The sequence below is a fragment of the Herbaspirillum sp. NPDC087042 genome (genome assembly GCF_044745245.1).
GTDB lineage: Bacteria > Pseudomonadota > Gammaproteobacteria > Burkholderiales > Burkholderiaceae_D > Herbaspirillum.
Genome location: NZ_JBIUZW010000018.1, coordinates 1 through 22060, shown reverse-complemented (window position 1 = coordinate 22060; position 22060 = coordinate 1). Strand labels below are relative to the sequence as shown.

The 22060-nt window shown below is 66.0% G+C and carries 20 protein-coding genes; 14 read left to right on the top strand and 6 right to left on the bottom strand.

Annotation, left to right across the window (positions count from 1 at the left end; genetic code table 11):
- Positions 1 to 27 precede the first annotated feature (27 nt).
- Positions 28 to 1206, bottom strand: a complete 1179-nt coding sequence (locus tag ACIPHN_RS21510; protein ID WP_400439911.1) for a branched-chain amino acid ABC transporter substrate-binding protein — start codon at positions 1204 to 1206, stop codon at positions 28 to 30.
- A gap of 243 nt (positions 1207 to 1449) precedes the next feature.
- On the opposite strand from ACIPHN_RS21510, the gene ACIPHN_RS21505 reads away from it, so the two are divergent.
- Complete coding sequence (locus ACIPHN_RS21505) at positions 1450 to 1881, top strand: DUF1841 family protein (protein ID WP_400439909.1); 432 nt, start codon at positions 1450 to 1452, stop codon at positions 1879 to 1881.
- Between the two features lie 74 nt (positions 1882 to 1955).
- On the opposite strand, the gene ACIPHN_RS21500 is transcribed toward ACIPHN_RS21505, so the two are convergent.
- From ACIPHN_RS21500 to ACIPHN_RS21490, 3 genes are all read right to left on the bottom strand, one after another.
- Positions 1956 to 2309: a c-type cytochrome gene (locus ACIPHN_RS21500; RefSeq protein ID WP_400439906.1), complete on the bottom strand. Its 354-nt coding sequence runs from the start codon at positions 2307 to 2309 to the stop codon at positions 1956 to 1958.
- Between the two features lie 14 nt (positions 2310 to 2323).
- Positions 2324 to 2644: a c-type cytochrome gene (locus ACIPHN_RS21495; RefSeq protein WP_400439904.1), complete on the bottom strand. Its 321-nt coding sequence runs from the start codon at positions 2642 to 2644 to the stop codon at positions 2324 to 2326.
- 356 nt (positions 2645 to 3000) lie between these two features.
- On the bottom strand, positions 3001 to 5190 hold the full coding sequence (locus tag ACIPHN_RS21490; RefSeq protein ID WP_400439901.1) for a preprotein translocase subunit TatB: 2190 nt from the start codon (positions 5188 to 5190) through the stop codon (positions 3001 to 3003).
- Between the two features lie 199 nt (positions 5191 to 5389).
- Here ACIPHN_RS21490 and ACIPHN_RS21485 point away from each other — a divergent pair, with 199 nt between their 5' ends.
- Genes ACIPHN_RS21485 through ACIPHN_RS21475 form a run of 3 tightly spaced genes read left to right on the top strand, consistent with a single transcriptional unit; the run spans position 5390 to position 8077 of the window.
- The gene (locus ACIPHN_RS21485) at positions 5390 to 6265 is read left to right on the top strand and encodes an AAA family ATPase (RefSeq protein WP_400439900.1); all 876 of its coding nucleotides are present in this window, start codon (positions 5390 to 5392) and stop codon (positions 6263 to 6265) included.
- Positions 6266 to 6304: 39 nt separating this feature from the next.
- The gene (locus ACIPHN_RS21480) at positions 6305 to 6892 is read left to right on the top strand and encodes a GNAT family N-acetyltransferase (protein ID WP_400439897.1); all 588 of its coding nucleotides are present in this window, start codon (positions 6305 to 6307) and stop codon (positions 6890 to 6892) included.
- 15 nt (positions 6893 to 6907) lie between these two features.
- On the top strand, positions 6908 to 8077 hold the full coding sequence (locus ACIPHN_RS21475) for a VWA domain-containing protein (protein ID WP_400439895.1): 1170 nt from the start codon (positions 6908 to 6910) through the stop codon (positions 8075 to 8077).
- A gap of 141 nt (positions 8078 to 8218) precedes the next feature.
- Here ACIPHN_RS21475 and ACIPHN_RS21470 read toward each other — a convergent pair whose 3' ends face one another.
- Positions 8219 to 8419 (bottom strand): heavy-metal-associated domain-containing protein, encoded by a 201-nt coding sequence (locus tag ACIPHN_RS21470; RefSeq protein ID WP_400439892.1) that lies wholly within the window; start codon positions 8417 to 8419, stop codon positions 8219 to 8221.
- Positions 8420 to 8590: 171 nt separating this feature from the next.
- Here ACIPHN_RS21470 and ACIPHN_RS21465 point away from each other — a divergent pair, with 171 nt between their 5' ends.
- From ACIPHN_RS21465 to ACIPHN_RS21450, 4 genes are all read left to right on the top strand, one after another.
- A complete protein-coding gene (locus ACIPHN_RS21465) occupies positions 8591 to 10831 on the top strand; it encodes a heavy metal translocating P-type ATPase (protein ID WP_400439890.1) in 2241 nt (746 codons plus the stop codon).
- A gap of 4 nt (positions 10832 to 10835) precedes the next feature.
- On the top strand, positions 10836 to 11261 hold the full coding sequence (cueR, locus tag ACIPHN_RS21460) for a Cu(I)-responsive transcriptional regulator (protein WP_400439887.1): 426 nt from the start codon (positions 10836 to 10838) through the stop codon (positions 11259 to 11261).
- Positions 11258 to 12229: a Gfo/Idh/MocA family protein gene (locus ACIPHN_RS21455; protein ID WP_400439885.1), complete on the top strand. Its 972-nt coding sequence runs from the start codon at positions 11258 to 11260 to the stop codon at positions 12227 to 12229. The genes cueR and ACIPHN_RS21455 overlap by 4 nt, the downstream gene beginning before the upstream one ends.
- Before the next feature lie 127 nt (positions 12230 to 12356).
- Complete coding sequence (locus ACIPHN_RS21450) at positions 12357 to 13253, top strand: alpha/beta fold hydrolase (RefSeq protein ID WP_400439883.1); 897 nt, start codon at positions 12357 to 12359, stop codon at positions 13251 to 13253.
- 15 nt (positions 13254 to 13268) lie between these two features.
- Here ACIPHN_RS21450 and cadR read toward each other — a convergent pair whose 3' ends face one another.
- Positions 13269 to 13721 carry a Cd(II)/Pb(II)-responsive transcriptional regulator gene (gene cadR / locus ACIPHN_RS21445; RefSeq protein ID WP_400439880.1) on the bottom strand — a complete coding sequence of 151 codons (453 nt, stop codon included), beginning with the start codon at positions 13719 to 13721 and terminating at the stop codon, positions 13269 to 13271.
- Between the two features lie 82 nt (positions 13722 to 13803).
- Between cadR and ACIPHN_RS21440 the strand changes: the two genes are divergently transcribed.
- The 6 genes from ACIPHN_RS21440 to ACIPHN_RS21415 all read left to right on the top strand — a co-directional run bounded on the left by ACIPHN_RS21440 (position 13804) and on the right by ACIPHN_RS21415 (position 21692).
- Positions 13804 to 16167 (top strand): heavy metal translocating P-type ATPase, encoded by a 2364-nt coding sequence (locus ACIPHN_RS21440; RefSeq protein WP_400439878.1) that lies wholly within the window; start codon positions 13804 to 13806, stop codon positions 16165 to 16167.
- A gap of 36 nt (positions 16168 to 16203) precedes the next feature.
- Positions 16204 to 16662, top strand: coding sequence for a hypothetical protein (locus tag ACIPHN_RS21435; RefSeq protein ID WP_400439876.1), 459 nt, complete (start codon positions 16204 to 16206; stop codon positions 16660 to 16662).
- A gap of 92 nt (positions 16663 to 16754) precedes the next feature.
- Positions 16755 to 18146 carry a TolC family protein gene (locus tag ACIPHN_RS21430; RefSeq protein WP_400439873.1) on the top strand — a complete coding sequence of 464 codons (1392 nt, stop codon included), beginning with the start codon at positions 16755 to 16757 and terminating at the stop codon, positions 18144 to 18146.
- Positions 18143 to 19546, top strand: coding sequence for a multicopper oxidase family protein (locus ACIPHN_RS21425; RefSeq protein ID WP_400439871.1), 1404 nt, complete (start codon positions 18143 to 18145; stop codon positions 19544 to 19546). The genes ACIPHN_RS21430 and ACIPHN_RS21425 overlap by 4 nt, the downstream gene beginning before the upstream one ends.
- 54 nt (positions 19547 to 19600) lie before the next feature.
- On the top strand, positions 19601 to 19897 hold the full coding sequence (locus tag ACIPHN_RS21420; protein WP_400440174.1) for a copper-binding protein: 297 nt from the start codon (positions 19601 to 19603) through the stop codon (positions 19895 to 19897).
- Positions 19898 to 20042: 145 nt separating this feature from the next.
- Positions 20043 to 21692 carry a fatty acid--CoA ligase gene (locus tag ACIPHN_RS21415; protein ID WP_400439868.1) on the top strand — a complete coding sequence of 550 codons (1650 nt, stop codon included), beginning with the start codon at positions 20043 to 20045 and terminating at the stop codon, positions 21690 to 21692.
- Positions 21693 to 22060 lie beyond the last annotated feature (368 nt).

Genomic DNA, 22060 nt, shown 5'->3' with positions numbered 1-22060 from the left:
CGCCGATGGGCGCCGGCGCGCCCCGGACTAGCGCGGCAAGCCGTTGAAGCGGGCCACCGGCGTCCAGTGCTGGTCCTGCACCTCGTACATCGTATAGCTAGGATGCAGCAGGTCGCCTTCCTCGTTGAAGGCCACCACCCCACCTACCCCCTCGAAGCGCAGGCGGTGCATGGCCAGCGCAATGGCGTCGGGATCGGTGCTGCCAGCCAGACGGATGCCATTGATGATGGCTTGCGCGGCGTCGTAGGCGAAGACGGCATAGAGATCGATATTCGAATCGAAACGCTGGTTGTAGCGCTGGCGGAAGGATTTCCAGCCCGGCATCTTGTCCTGCGGCGGCCCCGGCTCCAAGACCAGGGTGCCATTGCCGTCGGTGCCGGCGCGCATCAGGAAGGTCAATCCCACCGTGCCGGACGAAGCCATCAGCCGTGCATCGAGCTTGAGGCGCTTGATCGCCTTGGCCAGCACCCCGGCCTGCCAGTCCAGTCCTCCGAAGAAGATCAGGTCCGGACGCAGCTTGCGCGCCTGCATCAGCGCCGCGTTGAAATCCGAGGTCTTGTCGCTGACCGAATAGCGCGCCGCCATCTGCAGGCCCATCCGCTCCACCGTCTGGGCGAACTCATCGGCCAGCCCGGCCCCGAAGGGGGTGCGGTCGTCGATCGCCACCACCGTCTTGGCGCCCAGGGTGCCCACCGCATACTGGGCGGCCAGCCGCCCTACGCTTTCATTGTTGGGAATGGTGCGGAAGATGCGCGGATAGGACAGCAGCGTCAGCTGGCGACTCATCGCCGACGGCGAGATCTGGATCACGCCGGCTGCATGGTAGACCGGCGCGGCCGCCAGGCTGGTGCCACTGGTCCAGTGGCCGACCACGGCGGTGACGTGCTGCTCGACCAGGTAACGCGCCACGTATTCGGCCGCCGCCGGATCGGCGCGGTCGTCCTGGGACAGCAGCTTGAGACGAACTTCCTTGCCGCCCACGCGCAGGCCGCGCCGGTTGGCCTCATCGAGCGCCAGCTGCACGGCGTTCTGCATGCTCCGCCCCACCCCGGCGGCACCACCGCTCAAGGGGCCGGCAAAGCCGATCAGCAATGTGAGGGGTTCTTGCGGCTCGGACGGCTCGGCAGCGCCGGCCCAAGGCAAGGCCAGCGCCAGGCCCAGCGCGAGCAGGCCATGCAGGAGGGAGACGCCCCGGCGTCGACGCATTAATCGGCTGCCCGCTGCAAGCATGTGCCATTCCCCCTTTTTGCTTTTCGCTCTGTGGTACCAGCACCAGATCCCGCGCCGCAAACCTTGCGGTCGCCGTGGACCCGGATGGATCATTCAGACAATTGCCAATTGGAAAGAATATTACTGCAACATCGCGCCCCGTGGCACATTCAGCTGCCCGCCTGAACCTCATGGCGTTGCAGCGTACAATAGCAGTTTGCCACCGATTCCTGCACCACCATGTTCACGCCGTCCCAGCACGATGTCCGCCGCTTCTTCTGCGAAGCCTATCGCAAGCACCAGGGCCACGAGATCCTGACCCCGCTGGAGGCCATCGCCCGCGACTGGATCATCCAGCACCCCGAATACCAGGACGCGCTACGCGACGTCGACGAAGCCCTGGCCGCCGACTACTCGGTCGAGCACGGGCAGACCAATCCCTTCCTGCACCTGTCCATGCACCTGTCGATCACGGAGCAGATCTCCATCGACCAGCCGCCCGGCATCCGCGCGGCCTTCCAGTTGCTGGCGCAGCGCCGTGGCTCCGAGCACGATGCGCATCACGAGATCATGGAAGCCCTGGGCGAGATGATCTGGAATGCGCAACGCAATGGCCTGCCCCCGGATGGCGCAGCCTATATCGAGAACATCAAGCGGCGCGCGCAGGGCTGAAGCCGCGCTGCGCCCATGAAAAAGCCACGCCGGTGACGACGTGGCTTTTTTTTCGGTGCGTACCAGCGGCGGGCTTACTTGCGCAGCACCAGCGAGCCCGGCAGGCTGTGCAGATAGGCTGCGATGTCGTTGATGTCGCGGTCCGTCAGCGGCTTGGCCTGGGCCGACATGATGGCATTGTTGCGGCCGTTCATGGCGGTGTCGCCGCGCCGGTAGGCGGTCAGGGCATGCTTGAGGTAATCGGCATGCTGGCCGGCCAGCTTGGGATAGCCAGGATCGATGGGGGAGTTGTAGTCCTTGCCGTGGCAGGAGGCGCAATTGTATTTCTCGACCAGCGCGCGGCCATTGGCCAAGTCGGCGGCAGAGACCGCCAGCGGTGCCGTCCAGGCCGCTACCAGCAGCGCCGGGACCATCAGGATCTTCTTCATCTCGTGCATCCCCCTCACTTCTGCTGCGAATAATAAGCGGCCAGGTCAGCAATGTCCTGGTCCGACAGGCCACCGGCGATACCCATCATGGAGGGATGCTTGCGCTCCCCCTTCTGGTAGGCGCGCAGCGCGTTCTCGATGTACTTGGCGGATTGCCCGCCCAGCATCGGGACCTGGTAGACCTCGGGGAAGCTGGCTTTGTAGCCGGGGATGCCATGGCAACCGATGCACATGGAGACTTTGTTTTCAGCAGCCTTGGCATTGCCGACGATGTCCGCTGCGGACGCACTGCCGACGACGCCAAGCAAGGCAAGAAACACGAGGTGTTTTTTCATGTTAGCAGGGTAAGGTGAATGGGCTTGCAATCCGTCCCTCCGGGAAACGGATACTCGACAACACGCATCTTTTGCTACCAGCAGCAAACTTTATCGTACTCGTTAGATTGTCCTGGTGTTGCAGGTTTGGCTGTTCTGCTTTGGCTCAACCGGTGTTTCGGCTCAAGCTTGTCTCTCCACTCCCCCTGCCTTACGCAAAAAACGATTTCGATTCTAACCAATAAACCCGGCATCGTCATCCCTGGGCAGAAAGCCCCACAATCGGCCGCAACAGCCCACCCATGGCGGACTGCGGGCCGATTCCCTGCTTATATGCGCTGCAATATTAACGGTATTACATGTTCCTGATGGCAAGTTCAGGCGGCATGGCGCTGTTGGCTGTCCTCATCATCGCCGGGATCGTCCTCGTCGTCGTCCTCTCCGGCCGATTCATCCCGCACTGCCGCACGCGGGCCTTCGGGCAGGATGAAGAACAGCGGACGGACGACAAAACGACGCAGCACCGCGCGCATGGCCACATTGCGCGCGCGACGCGGCAGATCGCGTGCACGCAGGGCCAGGGCCAGGGCGCAGGCGAACGCGGTGGCCACCGACAGCAGTGCGGTGATCGCCACGCCTCCGGCGGCCAGCCAGAACGAGGGGGTGATCAGAACCTGCCAGCCCAGGCTGAAGGCGGCCGCCGTCACGGTACCGGCGGCCAGCGTGACCTGGCGCACATCCAGCGGCAGGCTGAAAAAGGCCGCCACCACCGGTGCCATGCCCAGCATCAACGCCAGCGCCAGGCTGCCGGCGATGGTGGCGACGTTGCGCTCCAGCCAGGCGGCGCAGCGCTGGGCACGCATGGGCCCCAGGCCATGCACCAGGCGACGGTGGTTGGACACCACCTCCCCCACCCGGCGCAGCGCAAACCAGTTGTCGGCAAAGCCCGCCGCCAGGCTGGCCAGCCACAGCAGCACGCCAGTCATCGCGGCATACAGGGGCGTGGGGCCGACCAGGGACAAGGCTGCCAGGTCCTGGCGCGCCTGCTCCGGCGACATGGGCGGGCGCCCCAGCAGCAGCCAGCCCAGGGCAGCCAGGCCGACAGTGACCGGGATCACTGCCAGCAGGTTGCCGAAGATACCTGCCGACTGCGAACGCAGCAGTCGCCCCGATTCGGCGATCAGGCCACGCATGCCCTCGGCATCGAGTTCGCCCATGCGGGCGGCCAGCGCAGGCGCGGTCACGGCCGGCTGGCGCGTGGCCAGCACGCCCCCGAGCGCGGCGATCAGCAGGAAGCTGCCCGCATAGTTCAGCGAGGCCAGCACGCCATCAACGAAATGCGTTGCGCCCCAGCGTGACAGGCTGGATTGCACCAGCGCCGTCGCCGCCATCACCGCACCACCCAGCAGACCCGCGCGCAGCACCTTGCGGTAGCTGGTGCGGTCATGGGCGATGGCCTGCTCGCGGTGATCGGCATTGCGCTCGACCATCTTGCGCGCCAGCAGCGCAAAGCTGCGCCGCATCAGGCCGCGTACCGAGTCGCGATGATGATGCGCCGAGATCAGGTCGGCCAGCAGCAGCTGCATACGCCCGGCACCGGCTGTGCCGGCAGCGCCGGACACTCCCTGCACACTCGGCACACTCTGCACACTTGCTACGCCCGCGCGCACGTCGATGAGCCGACCGATACGCTGCAGGTGGGCGCGCATGCGCTCGACCCGATAGACCAGACTGACCGAGACACCATACTCATCCAGGTGGGCATAGATGCGATCGGTCTGCGCGTGGCACACGGCCACCAGCATGCGCACGCTGCGCAATGCGCCGACATCGCCGGGCTGGGCGCGCAGCCAGCTTTCCACCTCGCGCCGCAGCGCCAGGAATGGCGTGGCGCGCATGGGCATCTTCGGTTCCAGGCGCTGGCGGAAGGCCGGGCTGATGCCATCGGCCACCACGGTCATGGTGAGGTAGGTGATGGCTTCCTCGACCTGCTGCCAGTACATGTGGGAGATGCCGTCGTCGGCCATGAGCTTCCACAGGCGCACCAGCAGGTCATTGTCCAGCTCCAGCAGCCAGGCGGCATCGTCCGGATCGGGGAACATGGCGGTGAAGAGCGAAGACAGGTCGGTCGGCGACAGATGACGCGGCAGCAGCAGGCGCGCCAGCCGTTCGGCCAGTTCGCCGAAGAAGCCGGGCTCGTGCGGCAGGCCGGTGGTGGAAAACAGTTCGGGGCCGGTGGCCTCGCGCAGCGTCTTTTGCAGGGCATTCTGCACCGTGCGACGTACATCGCGATGCTGGTCCAGCCAGTCGAGCATGATGGCCAGGCGCTGGCGCCGTACCTGGTGCCAGGACTGGCGATCCAGCAGCGAGACCGCCGGACGATGGCGCAGCCACTCGGCCAGGTCGATCATCCAGTTGGCGCGCTCGTGCCAGCTGGCCGAGGGATCGATGCGGCGCATCAGGACTTCCAGCTGTCGTCCGACATCCTGCCTGTCCATGTAACGCGCCTGCATGCCGTGACGCATTCGTCTCCACATCACCAGCATCTTGAAGAAAAGAAATTTCATGAGCAGTGAGCGCCTTGGGCGCTATCAGTTTGTTGCATGCGGAGCCCCCTATATAGGAACGTTTTCGCCGATTTCAAGCGGTGCCGGGAAAGCCCGCGTTTTCCCTTATACTCGAACAAATCGACTGCCCCCGGTGGTGCAGCGCCACATGCGACCGGGCCGGCAGCTTCCAGAGCGAGACCTCACAAGGACAACATCCATGCCCGATCATTCCGCCACTTCTTCCGGCAAGACCAAATTTACCGGTAGCGAGAACTACGTCGCCACCGATGACCTCAAGCTGGCGGTCAATGCCGCGCTCACCCTGCAGCGCCCGCTGCTGATCAAGGGCGAACCCGGCACCGGCAAGACCATGCTGGCCGAAGAAGTGGCCGCCGCACTGGGCCGGCCGCTGCTGCAATGGCATATCAAGTCCACCACCAAGGCCCAGCAGGGCCTCTACGAATACGATGCGGTCTCGCGCCTGCGCGATTCGCAACTGGGCGACGAGCGCGTCAAGGACATCCACAACTACATCGTCAAGGGCGTGCTGTGGCAGGCCTTCACCTCCGAAGAACCGGTGGTATTGCTCATCGACGAGATCGACAAGGCCGACATCGAGTTCCCCAACGACCTGCTGCGCGAGATCGACCGCATGGAGTTCTACGTCTACGAGACGCGCGAACTGGTCCGCGCCAGGCACCGGCCGCTGGTGGTGATCACCTCCAACAACGAGAAGGAATTGCCGGACGCCTTCCTGCGCCGCTGCTTCTTCCACTACATCAAGTTCCCCGACAAGGCCACCATGCAGCAGATCGTCGACGTGCACTTCCCGCACATCAAGCGAGAGCTGCTGGCGCAGGCGCTGGAAGCCTTCTACCAGGTGCGCGACGTGCCCGGCCTGAAGAAGAAGCCCTCGACCTCGGAACTGATCGACTGGCTCAAGCTGCTCATGGCCGAGGACATCCCGCCCGAAGCCCTGCACAGCCAGGACAACAAGGCCGTGGTGCCGCCGCTGCATGGCGCCCTGCTCAAGAACGAGCAGGACGTGCATCTGTTCGAGCGGCTGGTCTTCATGTCGCGCAACAACCGCTAACACCTTGCTGAAACATCGCTGACCTCATCCGGAGCCGCCATGCAATTCCTGTCGCCGATCACGCTCAAGGGCCAGTTCGCCAATGTCGAGCCGCTGCACCCCGAGCACCACGATGCCCTCATCGCTGCTGTCTCCGACGGCAAGCTGTGGAAGCTCTGGTACACGGCCATCCCCAAGCCGGAGAACATGCGCGCCGAAATCGAGCGCCGCCTGCAGCTGCAGCAACAGGGCAGCATGCTGCCCTTCGTGATCCGCCGCAACGACACCGGCGCGTTGTGCGGCATGACCACCTACATGAATGCGGACGCCGTCAATCGCCGCGTCGAGATCGGCTCCACCTGGTATGCCGCCAGCGCCCAGCGCACCGGCATCAATACCGAGTGCAAGCTGATGATGCTCAACCATGCCTTCGAGGACATGCACTGCATCGCCGTCGAGTTCCGCACCCACTGGATGAACCAGCAATCGCGCGCGGCCATTGCCCGCCTGGGGGCCAAGCAGGATGGCATCCTGCGCAACCACCAGCGCATGCCCGACGGCTCGCTGCGCGATACGGTGGTGTTTTCCATCATCGAATCGGAGTGGCCGACCGTGCGCCGGCACCTGCAGTTCAAGCTGGGCCGTTGATCGCTCTCCCCCGCCATGCTGATCGATTTCTTCTATACCGTGAAACAGGCCGGCGTGCCGGCCTCGATCAAGGAATTCCTGACCTTGCTGGAGGCGATGGACAAGCAGGTCATCGTCCCCTCGCTGGATGAGTTCTACTATCTCTCGCGGCTGACGCTGGTCAAGGACGAGGCCAACTTCGACAAGTTCGACCGTGCCTTCGGCGCCTACTTCAAGGGCGTGGAAACCATCTTCGAGAAGCGCCCCGATATCCCGCTGGAATGGCTGGTCAAGCAATTGCAGCGCGACCTGACGCCCGAGCAAAAGGCCGCCATCGAGAAGTTCGGCTACGACAAGCTGATGGAGCGCCTCAAGCAATTGCTGGAAGAACAGAAGGAACGCCACGAAGGCGGCAGCAAGTGGATAGGCACGGGCGGGGTCTCGCCCTTCGGCCACGGCGGCTTCAATCCGGAAGGCATCCGCATCGGCGGCAAGGGCGGACAGCGCAGCGCCGTCAAGGTATGGGACGAACGCCAGTACCAGGACTACGACGGCGAGCGCGAACTGGGCACGCGCAACATCAAGGTGGCGCTACGGCGCCTGCGCCGCTTCGCCCGCGAAGGACTGGAGGAAGAACTGGCGCTGGACGACACCATCCGCGCCACCGCCAGCAATGCCGGCTATCTCGACATCCGCATGCAGCCCGAGCGCAAGAACAAGATCAAGGTGCTGATGCTCTTCGATGTCGGTGGCTCGATGGACGACCACATCGCCCGCACCGAGGAATTGTTCTCGGCCGCGCGCACCGAGTTCAAGAACATGGACTTCTTCTACTTCCACAACTGCGTCTACGACTACCTGTGGAAGAACAACCGGCGCCGCCATGCCGAGCGCTTCCCGACCTGGGACGTGCTGCGCAAGTACACGCCCGACACCAAGCTCATCTTCGTGGGCGACGCCACCATGAGCCCCTACGAGATCGTGCAGCCGGGCGGCTCGGTGGAATACAACAATGCCGAGGCCGGGGCCGACTGGCTGCAGCGCTTCACGGCCACCTTCCCGCACTTCGCCTGGCTGAACCCGGAGCCGGAAGGCCTGTGGCAATACCGCCAGTCGATCGCCCTGATCCGCCAGCTGATGAATGGCCGCATGTTCCCGCTGACCATGGATGGGCTGGAAGGGGCGATGCGGCTGTTGAGCAAGTGAGCCGCCCCGCCCTGGCGAAAAAAACTACCGTTCGGACTGAGTAGCCGCAACGCGGCGTATCGAAGACGCTCCGATGATTACCGGAACGCGCGTCTTCGATACGCCGCAAGCGGCTACTCAGCCCGAACGGTTTGCAAGGATTCAGCCAGCAACTGGCGTATAGCCGGCTTCCTCAATCGCCTCGGCAAAGGATTGCGCCGGCAGGTTGCTATCGATGACCACGCGCTTGTCGGCCACGGCAATCTCGACACGGGCATTGGCGTCAACGTCCTTGACGGCCTTGGTGATGACGCCGGCGCAGTGGTTGCAGGTCATGTCGTTGACGGTGAAGGTGGTGCTCATCGGATTTCCTTTCATTCAAGTGGTAGTGACAATACCGGAAGCTTAAACCTTCCTACCATGGCAAGGTCAACCACCCTCATGGTGCATTCGTGCGAAAATCAGGCTTGACCTTCCCATCATGGGAAGGATGAACATGATGCTGTCCGATTCATCCTTTCCGGAGTATTCGCCATGACCACCACCTCTTCCGCCGCGAGCGAGATCAGCCTCGATATCGAAGGCATGAGCTGCGCCTCCTGCGTCACGCGGGTCGAAAAGGCCCTGAAAAAAGTCCCTGGCGTGACCGACGTCAGCGTCAACCTCGCCACCGAGCGCGCCAGCATCACCACCCAGGATGCTGCCTCACCGGCAAGCCTGATTGCCGCCATCGAGAAGGCCGGCTACCACGCCCGACAGCACGTCCCGCCTGAAGCAGCCGGCCGGGACGCCGCTCCCGGCACTACCCTGCCCTCCTGGTGGCCGGTGGCACTGGCGGCGGCGCTGTCGCTGCCGCTGGTACTGCCCATGCTGCTGGCGCCGCTGGGCCTGCGCCTGGACCTGCCACCGCTGTGGCAATGGCTGCTGGCCACGCCCGTGCAGTTCTGGCTGGGCTGGCGCTTCTACCATGCCGGCTGGGGCGCGCTGAGGGCGCGTTCGGGCAACATGGACCTGCTGGTCGCGCTGGGCACCAGTGCTGCCTATGGGCTGTCGCTGTGGCAATGGCTGGCCGGCGGCGACATGCAGGCGCATGGCATGGCCGCGCCCCACCTGTATTTCGAAAGCTCGGCCGTGGTCATCACGCTGGTCTTGCTGGGCAAATGGCTGGAAGGCCGCGCCAAGCGCCAGACCGCCGACGCCATCGCGGCCTTGAATGCGCTGCGCCCGGACCGCGCCCGCGTGCGCCGCAATGGCCAGGAGTTCGAGGTGGCGCTGGCGGAGGTGCGCGTGGGTGACATGGTGGTGCTGCGTCCGGGCGAACGGGTCCCGGTCGATGGCGTGGTGCGCGAAGGCCGCAGCCACCTGGATGAATCCATGCTGACCGGCGAAAGCCACCCGCAAGCCAAACAGGCCGGCGACACCCTGGCAGCCGGCGCCGTCAATGCCGAGGGTGCACTGGTGTTCGAAACCACCGCCATCGGCGCCGAGACCGTTCTGGCGCGCATCGTGCGCATGGTGGAGCAGGCCCAGGCCGCCAAGGCGCCGATCCAGCGCCTGGTGGACAAGGTCAGCGCGGTGTTCGTGCCGGCCGTGCTGCTGCTGTCGCTGGCAACGCTGCTGGGCTGGGGCCTGGCCGCCGGCGACTGGGAGCAGGCCTTGCTCAATGCGGTGGCGGTGATGGTGATCGCCTGCCCCTGCGCCCTGGGCCTGGCCACGCCCACGGCCATCATGGCCGGCACCGGTGTGGCGGCGCGCCACGGCATCCTCATCAAGGACGCGCAGGCGCTGGAAATCGCCCACCGCGTCAACGTGATCGCCTTCGACAAGACCGGTACCCTGACCGTGGGCCGGCCCCGCCTGACCGAACTGCAGGCGGCCACCGGCGTGCAGGCCGACACCCTGCTGGCACTGGCCGCCGCCTTGCAGGCAAGAAGCGAACACCCGCTGGGCCGCGCCGTGCTTGACGCCGCAACCCAGCGCCAGGATCTGGCCATCCCCACCGCCACCGAAGCCCGCAGCGTGGCCGGCCTGGGCATCGAGGGGCAAGTCGATGGTCATCTGCTGTACCTGGGCAGCAGCCGCTGGATGCAGCAATTGCAGGCCCCCACCGAGGCCATGGCGCCCCAGGCGCAAGCCTTGCAGGAGCAGGGCCGCACCCTCTCCTGGCTGGCGCGGCGCAATGACGATGGCCACGGCGCCCAGGTGCTGGGCCTGCTGGCCTTCGGCGACCAGGTCAAGAGCGGCGCCCGGAACGCCATCAGCACCCTGCACGGGCTGGGCATCGCCACCGTCATGCTCAGCGGCGACAACCGCGGCGCCGCGCAGCGCGTGGCCAGCGAACTGGGCATCAGCGACGTGCGTGCCGAGGTGCTGCCGGGCGACAAGGCCGCCGCCGTCAACGCGCTGCGCGCCGACGGCACGCGCGTGGTGGCGATGGTCGGTGACGGCGTCAACGATGCCCCGGCGCTGGCCGCGGCCGACGTCGGCATCGCCATGTCCACCGGCACCGACGTGGCCATGCAGGCGGCCGGCATCACCCTCATGCATGGCGACCCGGGGCTGGCCGCTGACGCCATCGACATCTCGCGCCGCACCTACGGCAAGATCCGCCAGAACCTGTTCTGGGCCTTCATCTACAACCTGGTCGGCATCCCGCTGGCGGCACTGGGCATGCTCAATCCCATGCTGGCAGGCGCGGCGATGGCCTTCTCCAGCGTCAGCGTGGTCAGCAATGCCCTGCTGCTGCGCCGCTGGCAACCCCATGCGAAGGAGTGAAGACATGAACATCGGAGAAGCCGCCAGCGCCTCGGGCGTCTCGACCAAGATGATCCGCCACTACGAGGAAACCGGCCTGATCCCCAAGGCCGGCCGTACCGATGCCGGCTACCGGGTCTATCGCGAGCGCGACGTGCACCTGCTGCGCTTCATCCGCCAGGCACGGCAGCTGGGCTTTTCCATGGTGCAGGTGAGTGACCTGATCGGACTCTGGCTGGACCAGTCGCGTCCCAGCCGCAAGGTCAAGCAGCTGGCGCAAACCCACATCGGCGAACTGGACCAGCGCATCGGCGAACTGCAGGCCATGAAGGCGACCCTGGAGCAACTGGTGCATGACTGCCATGGCGACCATCGCCCCGACTGCCCCATCCTCGATGCCCTGGGCGGCGATGCCCACTGCTGCGCCACGCCGGCCGGAGATGCCGCATGACGCCGATCCGCTGGGGCATCATCGGTTGCGGCGCGGTCACCGAGAAAAAAAGCGGCCCGGCCTACCAGCATACGCCCGGATTCGAACTGGCCGCCGTCATGCGGCGCGACGCGGCCCTCGCCGCCGACTACGCGCAGCGTCACGGCGTGCCGCGCTGGTTCAGCGATGCCGATGCCCTGATCAACGATGCCGACATCGACGCCGTCTACATCGCCACTCCGCCCGACAGCCACCTGCACTACGCCCTGAAGGTTGCCCGTGCCGGCAAACCCTGCTGCGTCGAAAAGCCCATGGCCCCCAGCCACGACCAGTGCCTGCAGATGCTGGCCGCCTTCGAGGCCGCCGGGCAGCCGCTGTTCGTGGCCTATTACCGCCGCTCGCTGCCGCGCTTCGAGCAGGTACGGCAATGGCTGGCCGAGGGCCGCATCGGCACGCCACGCCACATCCACTGGCAACTGGCCCGCACGCCCGGCCCGGACGACCTGCAAGGTCGCTACCGCTGGCGCACCGACGCGCGCATCGCGCCGGGCGGCTATTTCGATGACCTGGCCAGCCACGGCCTGAACCTGTTTTCGCATTTCCTTGGTGAGGTGGATCAGGCAGCCGGCAGCAGCGCCAACCAGCAGGGCCTCTACAGCGCGCGTGACGCGGTAGCGGCCAGCTGGCGCTATCACAGTGGCGTCACCGGCAGCGGCAGCTGGCATTTCGGCAGCTTCGAACGCGCCGACCGGGTCGAGATCACCGGCAGCGCCGGCAAGATCGTCTTCTCGGTATTCGAGGAACAGCCGCTGGTGCTGAGCACGGCGCACGAACGACTGGAACTGGACATCCCCAACCCCGCGCACATCCAGCAATACCACGTGGCCAGGCTGCACGAGCACCTGCGTGGCGGCGCGCCCCATCCTTCGTGCGGCGCCAGCGCGGCACGGACCGCCTGGATGATGGAGGCGATCCTGCAGCATCGGTGAGGAATTTTCATCTGCCAGCCGCTTTTCGGGATTGCCGCACGCGCTCCTTGCTGAGATGATAATCTCCAGTCGTCGCAATGTGCTTCTTTGACCAAGTCTGTGTGCACCAACAGGGAGAATACCCGCCATGCCCCAGTCCAATCATCTGAGCTTCATCGATACTGACAAGCTGCGTATCGGCTACGAAGTCAGCGGCCCGCCCGATGCACCACCGGTGGTGCTGGTACACGGCTGGCCCGATGATGTACGGACCTGGGACACCTTGCTCAAACCCTTGCGCACGGCCGGCTACCAGGTGATCCGCCCGTTCCTGCGCGGCTACGGCCCGACCCGTTTCCTGTCCGACGACACTCCCCGCAGTGGCCAGCTGGCCGCGCTGGGGGCCGACCTGATGGCCTTCGCCGATGCCCTGGGCCTGCAGCGCTACGCCCTCATCGGCCACGACTGGGGCGCGCGTGCGGCCTATATCGCCGCCTCCCAGACGCCCGAACGCATCTCCCATTGCATCACCCTGTCGGTGGGCTGGGGCACCAACACCCCCGACCAGAAGCTGTCGCTGCAGCAATCGCGCAACTACTGGTACCACTGGTTCTTCGCCACCTCGCGCGGCGAAACCGAGCTGCGCGACGACCGGCGCGGCTTTACCCGCTTCATGTGGAATAGCTGGTCACCCTCGTGGAAGTTTGCCGAGAGCGAATTCGGCAATACCGCCGCCTCCTTCGACAATCCCGACTGGGCCGAAATCTGCCTGCACTCCTATCGCCATCGCTGGGGCTTTGCCGAGGGCGACCCGGCCTATGCGGAACTGGATGCCAGGCTGGCCCAGACGCCGCGCATCATGGTGCCCACGCTGCTGCTGCATGGCGCCGAGGATGGCGCCAACCATCCCTCCACCTCGGAGGGCAAGGAAAGACTCTTCGGCAACGGCTACCGGCGCGTGGTGGTTCCCGGCGCCGGCCACTTCCCCCAGCGCGAGAAGTCCGATGAAGTGATCGAGGAAGTGATGGCCTGGCTGGCGCGCTGATCCGGCGCCACTGGCTCAGTGGCAGCCACCGCCGTGACTGCCCAGGTTGGCCGGCTTGGCTTCATCGGGCAGGTTGGCCAGGCCCTGCAGGATGCCGCAATCGCGCGCCGGCTGTTCGGCCTCGCACTGGGCGCGCAACTGCAGCAATTGCAACTGCAGACCCTGCAACTGGGCGATACGTTCGGCGACGTGGCCGATGTGCTTGTCCAGCAAGGCATTGACGCCGCCACAATCCTGTTCGGGCGCATCGCGCAGGCGCAACAGTTCGCGCACCTCGTCCAACGTCATGTCCAGCGAGCGGCAATGACGGATGAATTGCAGCCGCTCCACATGACGCTCGCCATACAGCCGGTAGTTGGCCTGCGAACGCGTGGGCTCGGGCAGCAGCGCTTCCTTCTCGTAATAGCGGATGGTTTCCACGGGGCAATCAGCCCGTCCGGCCAGCTCACCGATCTTCAACGTATCCATGCCAACTCCTTGCTTGACCTTGTAGTTACTTCAGGGTTTTTAATATACCCCTGAAACCTGTTGGCTGCACAAGGAGCATCACATGGCTGGACAAGAACACGCACATTCGCACGTAAATTCGCACGCACATTCGCACCCCCATCCGCATGACCACGATCATGACCGGCATGCACACGATCACGATCACGGACATGCGCACGAGCATGCCCACGCCTGCTGCGGCAGCCATGCCTGCGACGACAGCCCGGCCGTGCCCGCCCCGGCTGCCCGTCGCCTGGAAGGCAGCACCGAGCAAGCCGTGTTCTTCATCCAGAAGATGGATTGCCCCACCGAGGAAAAGCTGATCCGCGAACGCCTCTCCCAGATGGCGGGCGTGGGCCTGCTCGAATTCAACCTGATCCAGCGCGAACTGACCGTGCAACACCAGTTGCCCTCGATCGCCCCGCTGGTGTCCACCCTCAAGGCGCTGGACATGCTGCCGGCCGTGAAGTCCGATTCGCTGGACGCCGAGGCCGCCCGCAACGCCCCCGACCAGGCTGCAGCCTACCGCATCCCGCTGCGCCGCTGGCTGCTGCTGGGCGCGGCTGGCGTCGCCGCGCTGGGGGCCGAAGTGCTGGCCTGGACCAGCGGCGACGACCGCTCCCTGCCGGTGATCGCGCTGGCGCTGCTGGCCATCCTGCTGGGTGGCCTGGGCACCTTGAAGAAAGGCTGGATCGCGCTGCGCAACTTCTCGCTGAACATGAACTTCCTCATGTCGCTGGCCGTCATCGGCGCGGCCGTGATCGGCCAGTGGCCGGAGGCGGCGGTGGTGATCGTGCTCTTCACCCTGGCCGAGATGATCGAGGCGCTTTCGCTGGACCGCGCCCGCAACGCCATCGCCGGCCTGATGGCGATGACGCCCGACCTGGCCACGGTGCGCGACGCCGACGGTCAGTGGCGCAGCATGCCGGCCCGCGAGGTGGCACTGGCGGCGACCGTGCGCGTGGCGCCCGGCGAGCGCGTGCCGCTCGATGGCGAGGTCAGCGCCGGCAGTACCAGCATCAACCAGGCCCCCATCACCGGCGAAAGCATCCCGGTAGCCAAGCAGGTGGGCGACGCCGTCTTCGCCGGCACCATCAATGAACATGGCGCCTTCGAACTGCGCGTGACCGCCGTGCAGGGTGACTCCACCCTCTCGCGCATCGTCAAGAGCGTGCAACAGGCGCAAGGCCAGCGCGCCCCGACCCAGCGCTTCGTCGACAATTTCGCGCGCTACTACATCCCCGCCGTGGTCGCCATGGCGGTGCTGGTGGCACTGCTGCCGCCGCTGCTGGCAGGCGCGGCCTTCACGCCCTGGCTCTACAAGGCGCTGGTGCTGCTGGTGATCGCCTGCCCCTGCGCGCTGGTCATCTCGACCCCCGTGACCATCGTCAGCGCCCTGGCCTCGGCGGCGCGCCATGGCATCCTGATCAAGGGTGGCGTCTATCTGGAACAGGGCCGCAAGCTGCGTGCGCTGGCGCTGGACAAGACCGGCACGCTCACTTTCGGCCGGCCGCAGGTGACCGATGTGGTCTCGCTCAACACCGACAGCGAACAGGCAGCGCTGCTGCAGCTGGCCATCTCGCTGGCGGCCCGCTCCGACCATCCGGTCTCGCGCGCCATCGCCGCCCAGGAAAGCGGCACCCCGCTGGAGGTGGAACAATTCGCCGCACTGGCCGGGCGTGGCGTGCAAGGGATCATCGGCGGCCAGCTGTTCCATCTCGGCAATCACCGCCTGGTGCATGAGCTGGGCCAATGCAGCCCGGCGCTGGAAGCCCGCCTGCAGGAATTCGAAAAGCAGGGCAAGACCACCACCCTGCTGTGCCGCGCCAATCGCCCCGAACTGCTCATCGCCGTGGCCGATACCGTGCGCCCCGGCAGCAAACAGGCCGTGGCCGAGCTGCGCGCGCTGGGCGTGGAGGTCATCATGCTGACCGGCGACAATCCGCACACCGCACAGGCCATTGCCGCCCAGACCGGCATCGCCGATGCACGCGGCGACCAGCTGCCCGACGACAAGCTGGCGGCCATCGAAGCGCTGGCGCGGCGCCATGGCGAGCAAGGCGTGGGCATGGTGGGCGATGGCATCAACGACGCCCCGGCACTGGCCCGCGCCGGCACCGGTTTCGCCATGGGCGCGGCCGGCACCGATACCGCACTGGAAACAGCCGACGTCGCCCTGATGGATGACGACCTGCGCAAGATCCCCGACTTCATCCGTCTCAGTCGCCGCGCCCATGCGGTACTGACGCAGAACATCAGCATCGCCCTGGGCATCAAGGCGGTGTTCCTGGTGCTGGCGCTGGCGGGGATGAGTTCCCTGTGGATGGCGGTCTTTGCCGACATGGGGGCCAGCCTGATCGTGGTCTTCAACGGTCTGCGCCTGGTCCGCGGCCTGCCGCAGCGCAGCGGCCAGCAGGCCGGTTGATCGCGGACCGGCAGCCGGTCTATACTGGCGCCCATGATGCTGCGCGCAAAAATCCTCCTGCTCTGGCTGTTGACGCTGGCGATCCCCATCCAGGGTTTCGCCGCCGTGCTGCAGGCCTGCGCGCCGGCCATGGCGCAGGCGGCACAGGTGCAGCCCGTGCAACCCGTGCAACCCGTGCAGCAGCATCGCATGGACACCATGGCACCCATGGACCACGGCATGAGTGCCGATGCACATGCGCATCATGGTCATCACGATACTGTCCCGATGTCGGTGGCCGCTGGCGATGATGGCAGCCCCGCGCATCACGGCCAGCATCACGCCAACCTCAGCTGCAGTTTCTGCGCCGCCTGCACGGTAGGCGCCCTCCTCCCCCTGGCGCTGGCGACCCCGCCGGCACCTGAGCTTCCCTCGCGCGAATACCTCGTGCAGCCGACCGCAGGCTTCGTCGGCTACCTGCCGGAAAACCCCGACCGACCGCCTGCCCTGGCCTGATCGACGACACCGCACGCCTGCGTGCGCCTGAGCTGCTGCGCGCCCGTCACCCGGAGCGCAGCAGATGACGTTCATCATCAGACGAGGATGCCATGATTCCCCCCGTATTACGTCCCCTGCGCGGCGTTGCCGCGACAGCGGCCGCCTGTGCGCTGCTGGCCGGTTGCGCACAGATCACGCCCGACGCCGGTTTCAGCCAGGTCGAGCAGTTGAGCCAGCAGCGCCTGGGCCAGGCCCCGGCCTGGAACCGCACACCCGGACAAGACCAGGCCAGCCGCGAGCGCGTCGCCCGGCTGCTGCACGCCGATGGCCAGCAGCACGCGCGCCTGGCCGATGCCGACACCGCCGTCCAGATCGCCCTGATCAACAATCCCGACCTGCAAGCCGCCTTCGCCGAGCTGGGCGTGGCCGACGCCGACCTGGTACAGGCCGGTCGCCTGCCCAATCCCGGTTTTTCGTTTGCGCGCACCCATGCCGGTGACGACATCAAGATCGAACGCAGCCTGTCGCTGGGCCTGATGCGCCTGATCACGCTGCCTGCCGCCGCGCGCATCGAGGCGCGCCGCTTCGAGCAGGTACGACTGACGCTGGCCGCCCGCGTGCTGGCCACCGCGGCGCAGACCCGGCAGGCCTACTACAAGGCCGTGGCGGCACAACAGGGATTGCGCTACCAGCAACAGGTGGCCGAGGCCGCCGAGGCCGCCCACGAACTGGCCGCGCAGATGGCCCGGCGTGGCAACATCAGCGCACTCGATGCCGCGCGCGAACAGTTCTTCTACGGCCAGGCCCGCGCCGACCTGCAGCAGGCCCGCCGGCTGGCCACGCAAGACCAGGAAGCCCTGGCCCGCCTGCTCGGCATGGCGCCCGGTTTTGCCCTGCCCGAACGCCTGCCCGCGTTGCCGGCCAGGCTGGAAGAAGCCGGCGACATCGAACAGCAGGCCCTGCAACAAGGGCTGGATGTGCAAGCCGTCCGCACCGAACTCGATGGCCTGCAAGCCTCGCTGGGCCTGACCCGCGCGACCCGTTTCGTCAATGTGCTGGACCTGGGCGCGCTGCGCACTTCCGAAAGCGGCAAGCCACCCGAGATCGGTTACCAGATCTCGCTGGAGATCCCGCTCTTCGACTGGGGCCAGGCACGCGTGGCCAAGGCCGAGGCGATCTACCTGCAAGCGGCCCACAAGCTGGCCGGTGCCGTGCTGGACGCACGCGCGCAGGCACGCCAGGCCTGGCGCGAGCGTCAGGATGCCTTCGAGCTGGCGCGCCAGTACCGCGACGAACTGCTGCCGCTGCGCCAGCGCATCGCCGATGAAAACCTGCTGCGCTACAACGGCATGCTCATCAGCGTCTTCACCCTGCTGGCCGACGCCCGCGAACAAGCCAGCGCCGTCAACGCCGCCATCAATGCCCAGCGCGACTTCTGGATCGCCGACGCCAGCCTGCAACTGGCCCTGGGTGGCCGTCCCACACAAGGAACACAACCATGACTCCCCCCAATACCGATACCCGTCGCCGCGCCTTCCTGCAGGGCGCGGCCCTGGCCGTCTCCGCCGGTGCCGTCAGCCGGGTGGGCGCAGCCGCCCTGCCCGAGGCCCCGCTACAAGCCAGCGCAGTCACCCAGCCACCGCTGCAGCCAGCCCAGGGCCGGCCCTACCAGCCGGTGGTCACGCTCAACGGCTGGAGCCTGCCCTGGCGCATGAAAAACGGCGTCAAGGAATTCCACCTCGTGGCCGAACCGGTGGTGCGGGAAATCGCCCCCGGCATGAAGGCCAACCTGTGGGGCTACAACGGCCAGAGCCCTGGCCCCACCATCGAAGTGGTGGAAGGCGACCGGGTGCGCATCTTCGTCACCAACAAGCTGCCCGAAGCCACCTCGGTCCACTGGCACGGCCAGCGCCTGCCCAATGGCATGGACGGCGTCTCCGGCCTGACCCAGCCGGCCATCCCGCCGGGCAAGACCTATGTCTACGAATTCACGGCACGGCGCGCCGGCACCTTCATGTACCACCCGCATGCCGACGAGATGGTGCAGATGGCCATGGGCATGATGGGCTTCTGGGTGACCCACCCCCGGGACCCTGGCTTCATGCGTGTGGATCGCGATTTCGTGTTCCTGATGAACGCCTACGACATCGCCCCCGGCGCGGCCACGCCCAAGGTCAGCACCATGCTGGACTTCAACCTCTGGACCTGGAACAGCCGCGCCTTCCCCGGCATCGATCCGCTGGTGGTGCGGCAGAACGACCGGGTACGCATCCGCGTGGGCAACCTCACCATGACCAACCACCCGCTGCACCTGCATGGCCATGAATTCGCCGTCACCGGCACCGACGGTGGCTGGGTGCCGCCAGCGGCGCGCTGGCCCGAAGTCACCACCGACATCGCCGTGGGCCAGATGCGCGCCATCGAGTTCGACGCCACCGAGGAAGGCGACTGGGCGCTGCACTGTCACAAGGCCCATCACACCATGAATGCCATGGGCCATGACCTGCCCACCATGATCGGCGTGGACCAGTCCATGGTGGCCGGCAAGATCGCCCGGCTCATCCCCGACTACATGGCCATGGGCGAGACCGGCGGCGCCATGGGCGACATGGAAATGCCCCTGCCCGAGAACACCCTGCCGATGATGACCGGACGCGGCCCGCATGGCGCCATCGAGATGGGCGGCATGTTCAGCACCGTCAAGGTACGCCGGCAACTGGCCCGCGACGACTATCGTGACCCCGGCTGGTACCGCGCCCCGGCCGGCACGGTCGCGCGCGAATGGAGCGGCGGCGATGCCACCACCCCGACTGCACCGCGTGCCCCCGGCAGCGACAGCGGCAAGGCCGACCTGGATGTGGTCAAGCCAGGTTCACAAGGCGGCCATCAGGGCCACCACTGACCGGATTTTTTAGACTTCTCCCTCACCTCATAGAAAGCCGATACGATGAAAACACTGTTACGCACCCTGCCGCTGCTGGCGGCCCTGACACTGGCACTGGCGACGCTGAACGCCCATGCCCAGACCGACGCCCCCAAGGTCGACGGCGAGATCCGCAAGATCGACGCCGGCGCCGGCAAGCTCACCATCCGTCATGGCGACATCCCCAACCTGCAGATGCCGGGCATGACCATGGTCTTCAAGGCCAGCCCCGACATCGTCGGCCGCCTGCGTGAAGGCGAGAAGATCCGCTTCACCGCCGACCGCGTCGAAGGCGCGTTGACGGTGACCTCGGTCGAAGACAGGCCCTGAGCGGCGGCATGCCGTGATGTGCCGGGGCGACGAGTTGCCACATGTAAATTTCGTCGTCCTGGCGACCATCCTGGAGGGCACTTGGCGGTATCATCGGGCTTCATTCGAACAACGGACGGCCCCGCCGCCACAGAGGAGACCCGGTATGCCCCAACCCATCAGCCAGACGCCCTCCGCCTATGGATATCCGCTGCTGATCAAGCAATTGCTGCACAGTGCACTGGCCACCGCGCCGGAACAGGAAATCGTCTACGGCGATCGTCGCCACAGCTATGCCGAGTTCTACCGGCGCGTGCAGCGCCTGGCCAACGTGCTCAAGGAAATGGGCCTGCAGGCCGGCAACACGGTGGCCGTAATGGACTGGGACAGCCATCGTTACCTGGAGTGTTTCTTCGCCATCCCGATGATGGGCTGCGTGCTGCAGACCGTGAACGTGCGGCTCTCTCCGGAGCAGATCGCCTACACGCTCAACCATGCGCAGGCCGATGTGCTGCTGGTCAATTCCGACTTCATGCCGGTGTTGAAGCAGATCCGTGGCGAGCTCAACACCCTCACGCGCTGCGTGGTGATCACCGACGACGGCACGCCCTGCCCGCAAGGCCCGGGCTTTGCCGGCGAATACGAGGACTTGCTCTCCAGGGCCGAGGCCGCCTACGACTTCCCCGACTTCGACGAGAACGCCCGCGCCACCACCTTCTACACCACCGGCACCACCGGCCTGCCCAAGGGCGTCTACTTCAGCCATCGCCAGCTGGTGCTGCACACGCTGGGCACCACCGCCGGCCTGGCGCTGGCACCGCAACAGGGGCGCCTGCACCGGGATGACGTCTACATGCCGCTCACGCCGATGTTCCACGTCCACGCCTGGGGTCTGCCCTATGTGGCGACGATGGCCGGCGTCAAGCAGGTCTATCCGGGGCGCTATGTGCCTGACACCATCTGCAAGCTGATCCAGCGCGAGAAGGTGAGCTTCTCGCATTGTGTGCCGACCATCCTGCAGATGGTGCTCAGTTGCGAGATGGCGCGCGAGGTCGACCTGTCCGGCTGGAAGATGATCATCGGTGGTTCGGCCATGACGGGCAGCCTGGCGCGTGCCGCGCGCGAGCGCGGCATCGATGTGTTCACCGGCTATGGCATGTCGGAGACCTGCCCGGTGCTGACACTGGCGCAAGTGCCTACCGAGGAACTCGGGGGCGAGAATGAGGCTGCGATCCGCGTCAAGACCGGACGGCCGCTGCCGCTGGTGGCGATCCGCACGGTCGATGGCGACATGAACGACTGTCCGCGCGATGGCCAGAGCACCGGTGAAGTGGTGGTCCGGGCGCCCTGGCTGACCCAGGGTTACCTGCACCAGCCCGAGGCTTCCGAAGACCTGTGGCGCGGCGGCTGGCTGCATACCCAGGATATCGGGCATATCGATGGCAGGGGCTATCTGCAAGTGACCGACCGCATCAAGGATGTCATCAAGACCGGCGGTGAATGGGTCTCCTCTCTGCAGATCGAGGACATCATCACGCGCCATCCCGCAGTGGCCGAGACTGCTGTCATCGGGATTCAGGACGGTAAATGGGGGGAGCGGCCGTTGGCGCTGGTGGTGCTCAAGAAGGATGCCGCTGCTTCGGGTGTGACGGAGCAGGATATCCGGCAGCATGTGTTGGCGGCGGCTGAGTCTGGGCAGATTTCACGTTATGGCGTGCCGGATCAGGTGCGCTTTGTTCCTGAACTGGCGCGCACTAGCGTGGGCAAGCTTAACAAGCGGGTTATGCGGGAGCAGTTTCCTCCTGCTGCTTCCTGATGGCTTCCTGATTGATTTGCTGCTTTCCTTGGTCTTGTTGAGCTTTGGTTCTGATACCAGCCTTCTGGGCCATTTGCACGGAATGCTTGTGTACGCTCTAGCTTAATGCTGATCTTTCTCCGGTCGGAGGAGCGCGCCGGGGGCGGCCCGGCAGCCGCTCACTTTTCTTGTCTCGCCAAGAAAAGTAAGCAAAAGAAGGCGACCGCTACTGCCTCCGCCCTCCTTCGGAGGGTTCCCGCGTTGGCGCGTACCAAGACGGGGAAAATAGATTCGCTTCGCTCAAACTATTTTCCTGATCCGTCTTGGTACGCGCCAACGCGGCGGGGGGGGAGAGGGACCCCCCACACCGACCCGACAGCCCGGTGGGG